This is a genomic window from Microbacterium sp. AG238 (genome assembly GCF_003610405.1).
Classification (GTDB): domain Bacteria; phylum Actinomycetota; class Actinomycetes; order Actinomycetales; family Microbacteriaceae; genus Microbacterium.
This window is the reverse complement of record NZ_RAQC01000001.1, coordinates 1,144,434-1,159,621: the sequence shown is the minus strand read 5'-3', so window position 1 is coordinate 1,159,621 and position 15,188 is coordinate 1,144,434. Positions and strand designations below refer to the sequence as shown.

Here is a 15,188-nt window from a genome sequence, read left to right as displayed (position 1 = left end):
GTCGTGATCAGTCGCAGCTGGGTGGATGTTGCCGTCGGTGTCGTGCTCGCCCTCGGCGTCGGCATCCTCGCGGCCGCGGGAGAGACGGCCCGGCTGCCGTGGGCGGTCGCGGGCCTGGTGCTCCTGCTCGCGGCGTATCTCTTCGCACGGCCCTCCGCCGGAGCGGAGGATCCCCGGCGGTTCGCGGTGTTCCTCGCCGTCGCGACGGTCTCGATCGCGGCGATGACCTTCGGCGAGGTCTCCCTCGCGACGATGCAGGTCATCGTGTATCCGCTGGTCTGGATCTTCGCCCCGCTGCGGCGTGACGGTGTCGTGGGATCGCTTCTGGTCGGCGCGGGGATGCTCGTCGGGTACGCCGGCGGCTTCGGTTTCGCTCCCGACGCCCTGCTGGAGGCCACCGTGGTGGCGGTGCTCTCGGCGGCGTTCTCGATCGCGATGGGGTGGTGGATCTCGGCGATCGCCGCGTACGGCACGGAGCGTGCGCGTCTGCTCGACGAGCTCTCGCGGGCGCAGCAGCAGGTCGAGGCACTCAGCCGTGACAAGGGCGCCGCCGACGAGCGCGAGCATCTGGCCCGTGAGATCCACGACACCCTCGCGCAGACCCTCGCCGGGATCGTCATGCTCGCCGAACAGGCCGGACGGCGCTCGCGAACGGGCGACGTCGAGGGTGCCACCGCGGCGGTCGAGCGCCTCGAGGTGGCCGCCCGTGACGCGCTCACCGAGGCGCGCGCCATCGTCGCGCGGACCGCCGCCGTCCCCGCCGACCCCGTGCTCGGTGCCGCGGTCGAACGACTCGCGGAACGCTTCCGCGCCGACACGGGGCTGGAGATCTCCGTCGTCGACACGGCATCCGGAACCGATCGCGAGACCCAGGTCGTCGCGTTGCGCTGCCTGCAGGAAGCGCTCGCCAATGTGCGCAAGCACGCGGGAGCCGCACGGGTCACGGTGTCGCTCTCCGGTGAGGAGGACGGCGCCCTTCGGCTGGTCGTCGAGGACGACGGGCGCGGGTTCGACGTCTCGTCCCCGCGCACCGGCTACGGCCTCGACGGCATGAGCGATCGGGTGGCGCTCGCGGGCGGCACCGTCGAGGTCGCCGCTGCGGCGGGTGCGGGGACGACCCTGTCGATCCGGTTGCCCGCGCCGACCGCGCCGCGGGCTCCCATGGGGGTGCGGGCATGATCCGCCTGCTGATCGCCGACGACCACCCGATCGTCCGGTCGGGTCTGGCCGGTCTGCTCGCGGACGAGCCCGGGTTCGATGTGATCGCGGAGGCCGCCGACGGGGGCGAGGCCGTCCGCCTCGCCGGCGAGACGCGTCCCGACGTCGTCCTCATGGACCTGCGGATGCCGGTGCTCGACGGCGTCGCGGCCACGGCACGCATCGTGGCGGCGCGCGACGGCGGCGCGGGCCAGCGGGTGTTGATCCTCACCACCTACGAGAGCGACGACCAGATCCTCGCCGCGATCGAGGCCGGAGCCAGCGGGTATCTGCTGAAGGCCGCGCCGCGCGAGGAGATCGTGGCCGGCATCCGGTCGGTCGCCGCCGGGCAGACCGCTCTCTCGCCGGCCGTCGCGGTGCGGTTGGTGGAACGGATGCGGCAACCCGAGGCCGCGGCATCCGCTCTCACTCCGCGCGAGACGGACGTGCTGCGCCTCGTCGCGGCGGGGCACGGCAACAAGCAGATCGCGGTGCAGCTGGGGATCGGCGAGTCGACGGTCAAGACGCATCTGCTGCGCGTGTACGACAAACTCGGCGTCGACGGTCGCACCCGAGCCGTGACCCTCGCGCTGGAGCGCGGCCTGCTTCCCTGACCCTGCACCCGAGACGATCGTTACGCGGTCGTCACGTGGGGGATCGGGGGCTGTTCTAGCGTGGGTGCGAGGGACGACGGGGGAGAAGCCGGATGCGGGTGCGGGTCGGGATGCGGAGGTGGATGCCGGCTGCTACTGCGGCGGCTGCGGGCGGTGCGCTGGTGCTGTCGCTGGCGGGGTGCGCGGCGATCCCTTTCGGGCCGCCGCCCATCCGTGACGTCGCGACCGTTTCCGACACGATCTCGTGCCCGGAGTTCACGGCCGATCCGCCTGCCGGTGCCGGTCTTCTCCCGGGAGCGTTCGAGGCCGTGGCGGTGTTGGAGTGCGCAAACGGGGTGACGCGCGAGGATGCCGACGGCGTCATCGCCGGAACCGAGATCGTTCGTTACGAGGGCGACCTGTCGGAGTTCCTCGACGCGATGGCGGCGCCCAGCGACCCCGGTCCGGCAGAGGTCTGCCCGGCCGTCGGGTACGGATTCCGCGCTCTTTGGGCGACGGATGCGGCGGGCCGCTTCGCGCCGCTGTCGTTCCCGCTGACCGCGTGCGGCGGCCCGAAGGAGGACGAGCCGCTCGCCGCCCTGGCTCGGCTCGAGGTCGTCGACCGTACATTCTCGGACGCCGTGCGCGTCGAGCTCCGTGAGGCGACGGCGGCGGGCTGCTCGACGCGCGCCGGCGTGGCCCCGCTCGAGATCCTCGGGTGGACGCCTCTCGAGGCGCAGGCGCAGGCGCAGGCGCAGGCGCAGGCGCAGGCGCCGGTCGACGTCGTCGAAGCGATGGTGTGTGCCTACGAGGCGGACGCACCCGAAGCCCTGGACGCCCCAGCCGGGACGCCGAGCGTGATCGGCGATGGGGGCCTGTTCGCCGGGGTGTTCTCGCTCGACGCCGAATCGGCGCGTGCGGTGTTCACCGCCGCGGCCGCCGCCCCCGCCAGCCCTACCGCGGCCCGGGACTGTGGTGAGGCGGCATCCCGTTTCGTCGTGGTGCACCCGCGCGCGACGAGCGCCGGCGACGCTCCGGTGCCGGTGACGGTCGAACTCGACGGCTGCCAGCGCGTCGTCGGCACCGACTTGCAGGCCCGGCCCGCTCCGCCCGAGCTGATCGCCCTCCTCCTCTCCGCCCTCCCCACCCCCTGACCCCCCATCCCTCTCTCCGTCGACTCGCCAGCAACTGCGGATGCGTGGGGTGCGGGATCCGCGTTTCGTGGCGAGTCGACGGGGTGACCGGGGGTCAGAGGTACTTCGCGTAGGCGGGGAGGGTCAGGAAGGCGGGGAAGTCCGAGCCCAGCGCGACCTCGCGGAACAGGGCGGCGGCGTCGTCGAAGCGGTCGTCGTCGCGGCGCTCGACCTCGGCGAGGACATCGTCGACGAGCCCATCGACCCACTCTCGGGTGATCGGCCTACCGTCATCCGTCGTCCGGTCCTGGTGGATCCACTGCCAGATCTGCGAGCGGCTGATCTCGGCCGTGGCGGCATCCTCCATCAGGTCGTCGATCGCGACGGCGCCGATGCCCCGCAGCCACGCCTCGAGATAGCGCACGGCGACCGACACGTTGGCGCGAACCCCGGCCGTGGTGATCGGCAGTCCGATGTGACAGTCGATCAGTTCGGATGCCGCGACCTCGACGTCGTCGCGCTGGCGGTCGAGCTGGTTCGGGCGCTCGCCGAGCACGGCGTCGAACTCCGCGCGAGCGACGGGGATGAGGTCGGGGTGCGCGACCCACGTGCCGTCGAACCCGTCGCCCGCCTCGCGCCGCTTGTCGGCGGCGACCTTCTCGAACGCAGCCCGGGTGACCTCGGGGTTCCGTCGGTTGGGGATGAACGCGCTCATTCCGCCGATGGCATGCGCCCCGCGGCGGTGGCACGTCTTCACGAGCAGCTCTGTGTAGGCACGCATGAACGGCACCGTCATCGTGACCGCGCTGCGGTCGGGCAGCACGAACCGGGCCCCGCGACCGCGGTAGTTCTTGATCATCGAGAAGATGTAATCCCAGCGGCCGGCGTTGAGGCCCGCGCAGTGGTCGCGGAGGGCGAAGAGGATCTCGTCCATCTCGAAGGCCGCGGGAAGCGTCTCGATCAGAACGGTTGCGCGGATCGTGCCGTGAGGCAGCCCGAGGCGTCGCTCCGTGAACGAGAAGACGTCGTCCCACAGCTGCGCTTCCGCGCTCGACTCGAGCTTGGCGAGGTAGAAGTACGGCCCGCGGCCGTTCTCGACGAGCCGCACAGCATTGTGGAACGCGTACAGGCCGAAGTCGACGAGTGACCCCGACGCGTCGAGGGTGCGACCCGTGCGATCGGTGTAGGCGAGGTGCCTCTCGGTGAGGTGCCAGCCGCGCGGGCGCATGACGATCGTCGGCGTGCGCTCCGCGGTGACGGCGTACCGCCGCCCGTCGGGGCCCGTGTGCTCGAGCTCGCCGCGGATCGCATCGCGCAGCGACAGCTGCCCGCCGATGACGTTTCGCCAGGTGGGCGAGGTCGCGTCCTCCTGGTCGGCGAGCCACACCCCCGCCCCGGAGTTCAGGGCGTTGATCGTCATCTTCGGGTCTGTCGGGCCCGTGATCTCGACCCGGCGGTCCTCGAGGCCCGGGCCGGCGCCCGCGACCCGCCACGAATCGTCCTCGCGGATGTGCGCCGTGTCGCTGCGGAACGAGGGATCGACGCCGTTGCCGATCTCGAAGCGGCGCCGCATCCGGTCGGCGAGTCGGTCGTGGCGTCGCCCCGCGAAGCGGTCGTGCAGCGCCGTGACGAAGTCGAGGGCATCGGGGGTCAGGATCTCGTCGAAGCGCGGGTGCATCTCGCCGCGCACCTCGATCGCGGGTTCGTGGGTCTGCACCGCGACGGGCCTCGTCCAGGCGCGCCGCCGTGTCTCTGCGGGTGTCTCGGTGTGTGTCTCGGTGTGTGTCTCTGTAATGGTCATGGTCTCGTCTCCTGTGGAGGTTCGCGGTCGAGTCGCCAGGATGCGCGGATGTCGGGGGTGCCGAACCGGCAATTCCTGGCGACTCGACGGGGCGGGGTCAGAACTGGGATGCCTCGGTCGATCCGGCCAGGGCGAGGGTGGCGCTGTCGGGGTTGAGCGCCGTCGAGAGGGTGTCGAAGTAGCCGGTGCCTGCTTCGCGCTGGTGACGTGTGGCGGTGTAGCCGTGGGCCTCGGCGTCGAACTCCGCCTGCTGCAGCTCGACATAGGCGCTCATGGCGCGATCGGCGTAGCCGCGGGCGAGCTCGAACATCGAGTGGTTGACGGCGTGGAATCCCGCGAGGGTGATGAACTGGAACCGGTACCCGAGGTCGGCGAGTTCTGCCTGGAACGTGGCGATCTGCGCGTCGCTGAGGTGCCGTTTCCAGTTGAAGCTCGGCGAGCAGTTGTAGGCGAGCAGCTTTCCGGGGTGCTCGGCGTGCACGGCTGCGGCGAACTCGCGGGCCAACTCGATGTCGGGCTCGCCGGTCTCGACCCACAGCAGGTCGGCGTAGGGCGCGAAGGCCAGACCGCGCGCGATGACGGGGTCGATTCCGGGGCGCGTGCGGTAGAAGCCCTCGCTCGTGCGCTCGCCGGTGAGGAAGGGACGGTCGTGCTCGTCGACGTCGCTCGTGATGAGGTCGGCGCCCAGCGCATCGGTGCGAGCGATGACGATCGCGGGGACGCCCGCGACATCCCCGGCCAGCCGCGCCGCGTTGAGCGTGCGGATGTGCTGGGCGGTGGGCACGAGCACCTTTCCGCCGAGGTGGCCGCACTTCTTCTCGCTCGCGAGCTGGTCCTCCCAGTGGGTGCCGGCCGCGCCCGCGGCGATGAGGGATGCCGCGAGCTCGTAGGCGTTGAGCGGACCGCCGAAGCCCGCCTCGCCGTCGGCGACGATCGGAGCGAGCCAGTCGCGGGTGCGGTCGCCCTCGGCGTGCTCGATCTGGTCCTGACGCAGCAGCGCGTTCGTGATGCGCCGGACGACGGCGGGCACGGAGTTGGCGGGGTACAGGCTCTGGTCGGGGTAGGTCTGACCGGCGAGGTTGGCGTCAGCGGCGACCTGCCATCCGGAGAGGTAGATCGCCTTCAGGCCGGCGCGCACCTGCTGGACGGCCTGGCCGCCCGTGTAGGCGCCGAGCGCGCGGACGTAGTCCTCGGTGTGGAGGAGGTTCCACAGCGACTCCGCGCCCCGGCGGGCGAGGGTCGCGTCCTCGCGTACCGAGCCGCGCAGCCGGATGACGTCGTGGGCGCCGTAGGTGCGCTCGATGCCGTCCCAGCGCGGGTCGTTCTGCCACAGCTCCTCGAGCTCGACAGCGGTCTGGGTCTGGTCGCCGGGCCGCAGCGGACCCGGAGCGGGAATCGTGGTCATCTCGGTCTCCTTCGTCGGAACGGGCTGCTCTGCCCGTCGTGGAGACCACTGTGTGCGAAGGAGCGGTCTTGTCCCGGGCGGATCCGCGGAGAAGATCGGCCGATCTTCTGCTTTCGTGACAGAATCCCGCCATGACGCGCGAGGATGCCGTCGCCGCCGCAGGGTCGGCGCTCGACGATGAGGACATGGACGCCTTCACGATCGGCCGGCGCATCCGGCAGATCCGGACCGGACGCGGAATGACCCTGGATGACCTCGCCGCTGCCGTCGGACGGGCGCCGAGCCAGCTCTCGATGATCGAGAACGGCCGCCGCGAGCCGAAGCTCTCGTTGCTGCGGACGATCGCGCGCGCACTCGGGACCTCGCTCGACGCGCTGCTCGAATCAGAAGAGCTCGATCCTCGCGCCGCGCTCGAGATCGATGTGGCCCGGGCGATGGGGGGTCCGACCTTCCGCAGTGCTGGGATCGCGCCGTTCCGCATCCCGCGGGCGGTGCCCGACGAGGTCCTGCGCGCCCTCCTCGCGCTGCAGGGCGAGATCGAGCGGCTGCACGACGAGCGTGCGGCGACCCCCGAAGAGGCCCGACGCGCCAACGTCGCCCTGCGCCGCCTCATGCGGACGCAGAACAACTACTTCCCCGAGTTGGAGCAGCAGGCGCGGGAGCTGCTCGCGGCGGTCGGGCACCCGGGCGGACCTGTGACGCAGCGCACCGCCAGCGACATCGCGGGTCATCTGGGCTTCAGCATCCACTACGTCGCCGATCTGCCGCAGACGACCCGCAGCGTCGCGGACCTCGCCAACGGGCGGCTCTACCTGTCGAGTCGTCTCTCCGCGTCGACCCCCGCCGATCCCCGCACCGCGGTGCTGCAGGCGCTGTCGAGCCGCATCCTCGGGCACACCGAGCCGACGAGCTACGACGAGTTCCTCCGGCAGCGCGTGGAGACCAACTACCTCACCGGCGCGCTCCTGATCCCCGAAGCGGATGCCGCACCGGCGCTGCGTGAGGCGAAGGAGCGCCGCGCGATCTCGATCGAGGATCTGCGCGACGCGTACTCGGTGTCGTACGAGACCGCCGCGCATCGGTTCACGAATCTCGCGACCGAGCACCTGGGCATCGCGGTGCACTTCCTCAAGGTGCACGAGTCGGGCACGATCACCAAGGCGTACGAGAACGACGACGTCGACTTCCCGACCGACCGCCTGGGGGCCATCGAAGGACAGCTGTGCTGCCGGGAGTGGACGAGTCGCACCGTCTTCGACGTCGATGACCGGTTCAACCCGTACTACCAGTACACCGACACCGGTAACGGCACCTACTGGTGCACGGCCCGCGTCGAGCATTCGAGCGAGGGTGCGCACTCCGTCAGCGTCGGGGTGCGGTTCGACGATACGAAGTGGTTCCTCGGGCGCGACACGCCCCATCGCGGAGTGTCGCGGCACTCGGTCGACGTGTGCTGTCGGCGCGCGCCGGCCGATCTCGAGGAGCGGTGGCGCTCCGCCGCCTGGCCGAATGTGAAGACCCCGCGCACGCTGCTGGCGACCCTTCCGACGGGAGCCTTCCCGGGCGTCGACACGACCGACCTCTACGCATTCCTGGAGGCGCACGCCCCGTCCTGACCGGCGCCGCATCCCGTCGACTCGCCAGAAACGGCGGATGCGGCGGGGCCCGGACCCGCGTTTCGTGGCGACTCGACGGGAGGAGTCGGGACTCAGGGCGCGGCGTTCCAGCGGAGGCGGTAGGGGGCGCCGGGGGCGGGCGGAGTCGCTTCGATCGTGGTCAGGACGGCGGCGGCGTCCGCGACGGGAAAGGTCGTCACCAGGCGGATGCCGTCGTCGGCGACACGCGCGTATACGAGCGCCGCGGGACCCGCGGATGCCGACAGCACGGTGACGTACTCGCCGTCGGCCTCGGATCGCGCCGCCGCGGGGGAGCGGAGCAGGCTCGTCGCCGCATCCGTGACCCGTTCGAGCAGCGTCGGCCCGTCCGCCCAGGGCGCGAACGCGTCATCGGCGAGCCCGAACGCGCGGGCGAGCTCGGGGCCGAGCCAGCGTTCGCGCTTCAGGCCGTACGGCGTGGGTGTGAGCGAGAGCAGGTAGCCGTACACGTGGAGGAGGCCGGCGTTCCCGACCGGCCAGGCACTCGGCTCGCCGGCGAGATCGTGCAACCGGTCGAACACCGCACGGTCGAGCACCGGCGAACCGGTGTTCTCGTCGACGATGGTCGACCGCGACCAGCGCGCGAAGCGACCGGATGCCGCATCCTCGGCGATCGACCGCGAGAGCCAGGGCACCACGTCGAACGCCCGCCCGGCGTCGCCGCGCGCGGTAGTCGCGGCCGCCGCATCGAGCCGTTGGATCTCGTTCATCCGCAGTTCATCGACTGTGGGATTTGTGTCCACGTGTGCACCTAACGATGGACGAAGCGTCCACTCAGAAAGTCCGATCCGTGCCGAACCCTGCTCTCATCATCTTCGATTTCGACGGAACCGTCGCCCTCGGCGACGGGCCGGTGCTCGCCTACGCGCGTGCTGCCGCCGCTGCCTCCGGCGAGCCCGACCGGTTCCTCGCCCGGGTCGACGACGGGATGCGCGGCCGACCCGTCGGGGCCGGGGCGCCCCTCGACGCGTACGACGTGATCCGCCTCGTCGCCGAGGATGCGGGGGTCGGCGCCGAGGCGCTGTCGCGCGCCTACCTCGACAGCCGCGCGCTGCTGGGGACTGATCTCGCTCCCGTCGAGGCGCCGGTCGGGCTCGCCGCGGTCGCCGAACGCCTTCCGGCCGAGTGCGTCCTCGTCACCAACGCCCCGGCGATCCGCGTCGCGGAGACCCTCGACGCGCTCGGGCTCGGTGACGCTTTCGCGCGCATCGTCACCGACGCGGGCAAGCCCGCCGGACTCGAACGGCTGCTCGACGCGCCCGAGGTCCGCGACCGCCGGGTGCTCGCGGTCGGCGACATCTGGCGCAACGACCTCGAGCCCGCGCACCGGCGCGGATACGACACCGCGCTCGTCGGGCCGTGGACGGATGCTGCGGCATCCCCGACCTTCCACGCCGACACGCTCACCGAACTGCTGCCGCGCATCGAGGCGTGGGCCGCGGCATCCGCCCCCTGATCCCGTACACCTCTCACAACACCCGAAGGACATCCACTCATGCGCACCACCCGACTTGTCGCCGCGGCTGCCGTCAGCGCCATCGCCGCGATCACCCTGGCCGGCTGCGCGGGCTCGCCCGCCGCCGGCAACACCCCCCAGGCCGCCGCCGACCCGACCTCGCTCGTGCTCGCGCTCGTCCCCTCGCAGGACCAGAACGGGCTCGTCGAGACCGCGGCTCCGCTCACCGACTACTTGAGCGACGAGCTCGGCATCGAGGTCACCGGTGTGGTCTCGAAGGACTACCAGGCCGCGGTCGAGGCGATGGGCGCCGGCCAGGCGCAGATCGGTTTCCTTCCGTCGCTGCAGCTGTGGCAGGCCAACGACATGTACGGCGCTGACGTCGTGCTGCAGACCGAGCGCAACGGGAACATCAGCTATCCCGCGCAGTTCATGACGAACGACCCCGACAAGTACTGCGATGACGCTCCCGTCGAGCGCGACGGGATGCTCTTCTGCAACGGCGCCGACGCGATGACGGGCCCCGCGGGCCTCGACTCGATCACCAAGGTCAAGGGTGCGAAAGTCGCCGTGCTCGGCCCCGGGTCGCCCGCCGGCTACATCTACCCGATCCTCGCGCTGCAGGAGGCCGGGCTCGACACCGACAGCGACATCGATCAGCTGCCCGTGACCGCGAACGACGCGTCCGTGCTCGCGGTCTACAACGGCGACGCCGAGGTCGGGTTCAGCTTCTGGGACGCGCGCACGATCGTGAAGAAGGACACCCCGGATGTCGGGCAGAAGGTCGTCGTGTTCGCGATGACCGAAGAGATCCCCAACGACGGTGTCGCGCTGAGCTCGGACCTCTCGCCGGAGCTGCGCGAGCGCATCGCGACCGCGCTCGAGGACTTCTCGAACACCCCGGAAGGCTCGGAAGTGCTGCAGAGCATCTACTCGATCACCAAGCTCGCCCCCGCCGACGCCTCGTCGCTCGACGTCGTCGCACGCGCCGCGCAGGCGCTCGGACTGCAGTGACCGACACCACTGCACGCGATGCCGGGGCCTCGGCCCCGGCATCGCCGTCGGACATCCGGCTGCACGACGTCACGGTTCGCTACCCGAACGGCACCCTCGGCCTGCGCGGGGTCTCACTCGAGATCGGTGCGGGCGAGATGGTCGCCGTCGTGGGTCTCTCGGGATCGGGAAAGTCGACCCTCATCCGCACGATCAACGGCCTCGTCCCCGTGACCTCGGGCGTCCTCGAGGTCGGCGGCGTGCGCGTCGACACGGCGCGCGGGCGCGAGCTGCGTCGCCTGCGCGGCGACATCGGCATGGTGTTCCAGGGCTTCAACCTCGCCGGTCGCACGAGCGTGCTCAACAACGTCCTCGTCGGTCGCCTCGCCCATACCCCGGTGTGGCGCACCCTGCTGGGCGCCTACCGGTCGGACGATCGCCGCCTCGCCTTCGAGGCGCTCGAACGTGTGGGGATGCTGCCGCGGGTCTGGGATCGCGCCGCCGCTCTCTCGGGAGGTCAGCAGCAGCGTGTCGCGATCGCGCGCGCCCTCGCGCAGCAGCCGCGCATCGTCCTGGCCGACGAGCCGGTCGCGAGCCTCGACCCGCCCACCGCGCACGGAGTCATGAAAGACCTTCAGCGCATCAACACCGAGCTCGGCATCACGGTGCTGGTGAACCTTCACCTGCTCGACCTGGCGCGCACCTACGGCGTGCGGCTGATCGGGATGCGGGCGGGCGAGGTCGTCTACGACGGCACGGCAGCGGACGCCTCCGACGCGGACTTCGCCGGCATCTACGGGCGATCGCTGACGGCCGAGGACCGGCTCGACGCATGAGCGCGCCCGCACTCGTCATCCCGCCGCGGCCCCGCGGACGTGCGGTGCCGTGGCTGGTCGCGGGGATCGTCACCGCGATCACCGTGGTCACCTGCCTCCCGGGAATCGGCGTCGGACTCGACCTGTCGGGCATCGCGCGCAACTGGCAGCACGGAGCCGACAAGGTGCTCGGATTGCTGCAGCCGGACTGGACCTTCTTCCCGCGGACCGTCGCCCCGCTGCTGGAGACGCTCCAGATGGCGGTGATCGGCACCGCGGTGGGGGCCGCGCTCTCGCTGCCGCTGAGTCTGTGGGCGGCTCGGCCGACCAACCCGCGTCCGGTACTGCGGGGCGCGGTCCGCGCGATGCTCAACATCGTCCGGAGCGTTCCCGACCTGCTGTCGGCGGCGATCCTGGTGGCGATGGTCGGGGTGGGCGCGCTGCCCGGCATCCTCGCCCTCGTGATCTTCAACGTCGGCATCATCGTGAAGCTCGTCTCCGAACAGATCGACGCGATGGACACGGGCCCCCTCGAAGCGGGCCGCGCCGCGGGCGGGACGCAGCTGCAGATCAATCGGGCCCTCGCCCTGCCCGACACCTGGCCCGCTTTTGCGGCGCAGACGCTGTACGTCCTCGAGCTCAACGTCCGCGCGTCGACTGTCCTCGGACTCGTCGGCGCCGGTGGCATGGGCCTCATCATCGACGCCGTGCGCACCTTCTACCGGTACGACCAGCTGTCGCTCATCATCCTGGAGATCCTCGTCGTCGTGCTCGTCATCGACGCCGCCAGCTCCGCCCTGCGACGGAGGCTCGCATGACCGCTCCCGTTCTCGCCGATACGCGACACACGTCAGCGCAAGCCGTGCCCTCCCGCCCGCGTCGACGGGTGCGCACCGTGGTCGCCGCCGCCGTGACGGTTGTCGTCATCCTGGCCTTCTGGTCGGTGGACATCACCTGGTCGCGGCTGGCCGACCTGCCCGCCGAGCTCGTGCGCTACGGCTGGCTCATGTTCTCGTCGCCGACGTGGGGGAAGCTGCCGGACGCTCTGTGGCAGACCTGGCAGAGCGTTCAGATGGCGTGGGTAGGGACCGTGCTCGGGGTCATCGTGGCCACGCCGCTCAGCCTGGTGGCGGCCCGGGGTTTCGGTCCGGCATGGCTGCGCGCGATCCTGCGGTTCGTGTTCTCGACGATCCGCGCGGTGCCCGAGATCATCTTCGCGATCATCATCCTCTCGATGACCGGTCTCACTCCCCTCACGGGGGCTCTCGCCCTCGCGATCAATGGCATCGGCACCCTCGGTAAGTGGGGCTACGAAGCCGTCGAGGCCGTTCCCGTCGGTGCCGTCGAGGCGGCGCGTGCCGCCGGCGGCAGCTCGGCACAGGTGCTGCGATGGGGCGTCTGGCCGCAGGCGACCCCGGTGTTCCTGTCGTTCTGGCTCTACCGCTTCGAGATCAACGTGCGCTCGTCGGCCGTCCTCGGGCTCATCGGAGTCGGCGGGATCGGCGACATGCTGACGACCTACACCCAGTACCGTGAATGGTCGACGGTGGGGATGCTGCTGATCGTCGTGATCGTCGTCACGATGACGATCGACGGCATCTCGGGCCGCATCCGCCGACGGATCATGGAGGGCGCACGTGTCCGGTAACGCTCCGCCGACCGTGCGCATCCAGGCGCTCCGCAACGGGCTGCAGCCGACCGAGCGTCGAGTCGCGGACGTGATCCTCGACGCGCCCGAGGTCGTGGTCGAACTCACCGCGCAGCAGCTGGCCGATCGCGCGGGGGTCGCCCGTTCGTCGGTCGTCCGCGCCTGTCAGACGTTCGGGTTCCGCGGCTATCCGCAGCTGCGGGTCGCGCTCGCCGCAGAGCTCGGAGCGGCCGCGCCGGCGGCATCCGACCACGGCGACGGGGCACTCGGGCGCTTGCGCAGTTCGATCGATCGAGCCGCGGCGTCGCTGCCGGCGTCGACGAGTCTGCTCGAGGCTGACGAGGTCGAGCGAGCGGTGACGGCTGTCGTGGGCGCCGGGCGGCTTCTGGTCGTGGCGAACGGGCTCTCGTCGCCGGTCGCGAGCGATCTCGCGATGCGCCTGACCGCCGTGGGCCGACCGGCCGAGGTGATCGCCGACGTCATCGCGCAGCAGATCTCCGCTCGGCAGCTCGGCAGTCGTGACGTCTGCATCGTCGTGAGCGGCTCGGGCGCGAACGAGGCGAGTCTGCGGGCCGCGGCGGCGGCTGCCACCGGGGGAGCCGTCGTCATCGCGATCACCTCGTTCGCGGCATCCCCGCTCGTCGAACGAGCCACGCACGCGCTCGTCATCGCGCCGGCGGGGACGAGCTTCCGCGATGAGCTCGAACACACGTCGCGCGCCGCGCATGCGCTGTTCGTCGAGGCTCTCGCCGACGAGGTGGCCGCCCGCCTGCCCGGCGGCGCGAACGCCGTGCGCGCGCAGGTGCTCGAGGTCCTCTCCGACAATCTCGGCGCCTGACTCTCTTCCTTCCTCGTCGAGTCGCCAGAAACGGCGGATGCGGCGGGGCCCGGATCCGCGTTTCGTGGCGAGTCGACGGAACCAGGGGCGGGTCAGGGGGAGAGGCGCAGTGCCGTCCAGACGGCGGCGCGATCGGCGAAGGTCGTCAGGTCGCGGCCGAGCAGGCGCTGCGCGAGAGCGATGCGCGTGCGGACGGTGTGCCGGTGCACGCCGAGCGCGCGGGCCGTGGCCTCGTGGGCGCCGTCATGGTCGAGCCACGCGACGAGCGTCGCCTCGAGCGCCGTGCCGTGCCGCGCGTCGTGGGTGCGCAGCGGGGCGAGCTCGGCGCCGGCGCGGGCGCGCGAGGGGGCCGTAGCGAGATCGTCGAGCAGGTCGCCCGGAGCGTCGACGACATCGGTGGCCGCCCCCGGCCGTCCGCGGTCGCGTGCGAGCCGTGCCCGATCGCGCGCCGAGGTCACGTCATCATCGGTCGCCGCCGCGGCGGTTCCGATCCGCCACGACAAGCGCGCGGCGATGCCGTCGAGGACCCCGCGCTCGGACGCCCCCACGATGAGGAGGACCCCGTCCTCGTCGCGGCCGTAGAACAGCCGGCCGGCGGTCGCGTGGTTGTCGAGCACTTCCCGGGCGCCCGTGGGCGCGTGCGCATCGGCGACGGCGACGACGTAGGGCGCGGCGGGGAAGCCGCCCCACGCGTCGGTCGCGACTCTACGGGCGAGGGCGAGGTGCCCATCCGCGAGGAGGTCGACGAGGGCAGCCCGCAGCCCGCTCCACGCCCCGGCGGTCATCCGGCGCTGCTCGAGGGCGAGGCCGGTCGTCGCGACGACGGCGGTGACGACGGCCCGGGCGTCCTGATCGAGTTCCACTCCGGCGGTGACCAGGACGCCCCGGCGACCCCCCGATCCGAGCGTCTGCAGCGTGACCGGGTGCCCCGCCAGCCGCATCGCGGCACCGGTTCCGCCGCCCCGGCGCAGCAGGGCCGCTGCCTCCGCGTCCACGGCTCGGCGCAGCTCGTCGTCGACCGACGAACCGGCGGAGGAGTGCTCGTGCGTCAGCGTCCCCGAGGCGTCGTAGAGGCCCACCCAGGCGCCGAGCTGACGCGCGAGCTCGGCGAGCGTCGCGTCGAAGCCGTCGGGGCGCAGGGCGGCGATCGCGAGGGCGCGCTGCGCGTCGAGCGCCCAGCTGCGCCGAGCGTACGCTTGCGCCGCGATGGCCTCGGCGGCCGCCCGCGCCACGGCGATGAACGGCGTGCGGTAGGGCACTTCGAACAGCGGCATCCCCGCGGCCGCGCATGCATTCCGCAGAGGTCCGGGGATGCCGTCGCGCACGACCTCGGTACCGAACCCGAGGCCGCGGATGCCGCGCGCCCGAAGCCTGCTCACGTAGGCGTCCGCCTCCGCGTCCGCATCGAGGTCGGCCGTGAACTGCGTGCCCGTCGTCAGCAGCACCACGTCCTCCGAGAGGAAGGGCGTCGGGTCGGCGAGATCGGAGCTGTGGACCCAGCGCACGGGTGCGTCGAGATGGGGGTCGTCGGCGGGTGTCGAGAGGCGCAGATCCAGTTCGCGCCGGGCCAGCAGCGCGCGGATCGTCGGCGACGGGGGAGTGGCGGTGGGCATCGGCATCCTGTACAGACGGGCGATAAGAGGTGCGGCAACTG

14 protein-coding genes are annotated in these 15,188 nt (G+C 71.7%); 10 read left to right on the top strand and 4 right to left on the bottom strand.

Annotated features, from left to right (window positions below; translation table 11 throughout):
• The first annotated feature begins 3 nt into the window (after positions 1-3).
• The 3 genes from DEU36_RS05500 (at position 4) to DEU36_RS05490 (ending at position 2,944) form a co-directional block, all read left to right on the top strand.
• Positions 4-1,179 carry a sensor histidine kinase gene (locus DEU36_RS05500; protein ID WP_120263271.1) on the top strand — a complete coding sequence of 392 codons (1,176 nt, stop codon included), beginning with the start codon at positions 4-6 and terminating at the stop codon, positions 1,177-1,179.
• Positions 1,176-1,811 (top strand): response regulator transcription factor, encoded by a 636-nt coding sequence (locus DEU36_RS05495; RefSeq protein WP_120263270.1) that lies wholly within the window; start codon positions 1,176-1,178, stop codon positions 1,809-1,811. The genes DEU36_RS05500 and DEU36_RS05495 overlap by 4 nt, the downstream gene beginning before the upstream one ends.
• Positions 1,812-1,933: 122 nt before the next feature.
• Positions 1,934-2,944 (top strand): hypothetical protein, encoded by a 1,011-nt coding sequence (locus DEU36_RS05490; RefSeq protein WP_120263269.1) that lies wholly within the window; start codon positions 1,934-1,936, stop codon positions 2,942-2,944.
• Positions 2,945-3,038: 94 nt separating this feature from the next.
• Here the strand turns inward: DEU36_RS05490 and aceB are convergent, their stop codons facing one another.
• Together aceB and aceA are read right to left on the bottom strand one after the other, a co-directional pair.
• The gene (gene aceB, locus DEU36_RS05485) at positions 3,039-4,724 is read right to left on the bottom strand and encodes a malate synthase A (protein WP_120263268.1); all 1,686 of its coding nucleotides are present in this window, start codon (positions 4,722-4,724) and stop codon (positions 3,039-3,041) included.
• A gap of 97 nt (positions 4,725-4,821) precedes the next feature.
• Positions 4,822-6,129, bottom strand: coding sequence for an isocitrate lyase (gene aceA, locus DEU36_RS05480; RefSeq protein WP_120263267.1), 1,308 nt, complete (start codon positions 6,127-6,129; stop codon positions 4,822-4,824).
• Positions 6,130-6,260: 131 nt separating this feature from the next.
• Between aceA and DEU36_RS05475 the strand changes: the two genes are divergently transcribed.
• Positions 6,261-7,745, top strand: a complete 1,485-nt coding sequence (locus DEU36_RS05475) for a helix-turn-helix domain-containing protein (RefSeq protein ID WP_120263266.1) — start codon at positions 6,261-6,263, stop codon at positions 7,743-7,745.
• Positions 7,746-7,837: 92 nt separating this feature from the next.
• On the opposite strand, the gene DEU36_RS05470 is transcribed toward DEU36_RS05475, so the two are convergent.
• Positions 7,838-8,494, bottom strand: a complete 657-nt coding sequence (locus DEU36_RS05470; protein WP_259455227.1) for an amino acid deaminase — start codon at positions 8,492-8,494, stop codon at positions 7,838-7,840.
• 80 nt (positions 8,495-8,574) lie between these two features.
• Here DEU36_RS05470 and DEU36_RS05465 point away from each other — a divergent pair, with 80 nt between their 5' ends.
• Genes DEU36_RS05465 through DEU36_RS05440 form a run of 6 tightly spaced genes read left to right on the top strand, consistent with a single transcriptional unit; the run spans position 8,575 to position 13,534 of the window.
• A complete protein-coding gene (locus DEU36_RS05465) occupies positions 8,575-9,240 on the top strand; it encodes an HAD family hydrolase (protein WP_120263264.1) in 666 nt (221 codons plus the stop codon).
• Positions 9,241-9,279: 39 nt separating this feature from the next.
• On the top strand, positions 9,280-10,254 hold the full coding sequence (phnD, locus tag DEU36_RS05460) for a phosphate/phosphite/phosphonate ABC transporter substrate-binding protein (protein WP_120263263.1): 975 nt from the start codon (positions 9,280-9,282) through the stop codon (positions 10,252-10,254).
• Positions 10,251-11,069, top strand: coding sequence for a phosphonate ABC transporter ATP-binding protein (gene phnC, locus DEU36_RS05455; protein ID WP_120263262.1), 819 nt, complete (start codon positions 10,251-10,253; stop codon positions 11,067-11,069). Before phnD ends, phnC begins: the two co-directional genes overlap by 4 nt.
• The gene (gene phnE, locus DEU36_RS05450; protein ID WP_120263261.1) at positions 11,066-11,866 is read left to right on the top strand and encodes a phosphonate ABC transporter, permease protein PhnE; all 801 of its coding nucleotides are present in this window, start codon (positions 11,066-11,068) and stop codon (positions 11,864-11,866) included. The genes phnC and phnE (DEU36_RS05450) overlap by 4 nt, the downstream gene beginning before the upstream one ends.
• Positions 11,863-12,696, top strand: a complete 834-nt coding sequence (gene phnE / locus DEU36_RS05445; RefSeq protein ID WP_120263260.1) for a phosphonate ABC transporter, permease protein PhnE — start codon at positions 11,863-11,865, stop codon at positions 12,694-12,696. Before phnE (DEU36_RS05450) ends, phnE (DEU36_RS05445) begins: the two co-directional genes overlap by 4 nt.
• On the top strand, positions 12,686-13,534 hold the full coding sequence (locus DEU36_RS05440) for a MurR/RpiR family transcriptional regulator (protein ID WP_120263259.1): 849 nt from the start codon (positions 12,686-12,688) through the stop codon (positions 13,532-13,534). The genes phnE (DEU36_RS05445) and DEU36_RS05440 overlap by 11 nt, the downstream gene beginning before the upstream one ends.
• A gap of 92 nt (positions 13,535-13,626) precedes the next feature.
• Here DEU36_RS05440 and DEU36_RS05435 read toward each other — a convergent pair whose 3' ends face one another.
• Positions 13,627-15,147 (bottom strand): PucR family transcriptional regulator, encoded by a 1,521-nt coding sequence (locus DEU36_RS05435; RefSeq protein ID WP_120263258.1) that lies wholly within the window; start codon positions 15,145-15,147, stop codon positions 13,627-13,629.
• Positions 15,148-15,188 lie beyond the last annotated feature (41 nt).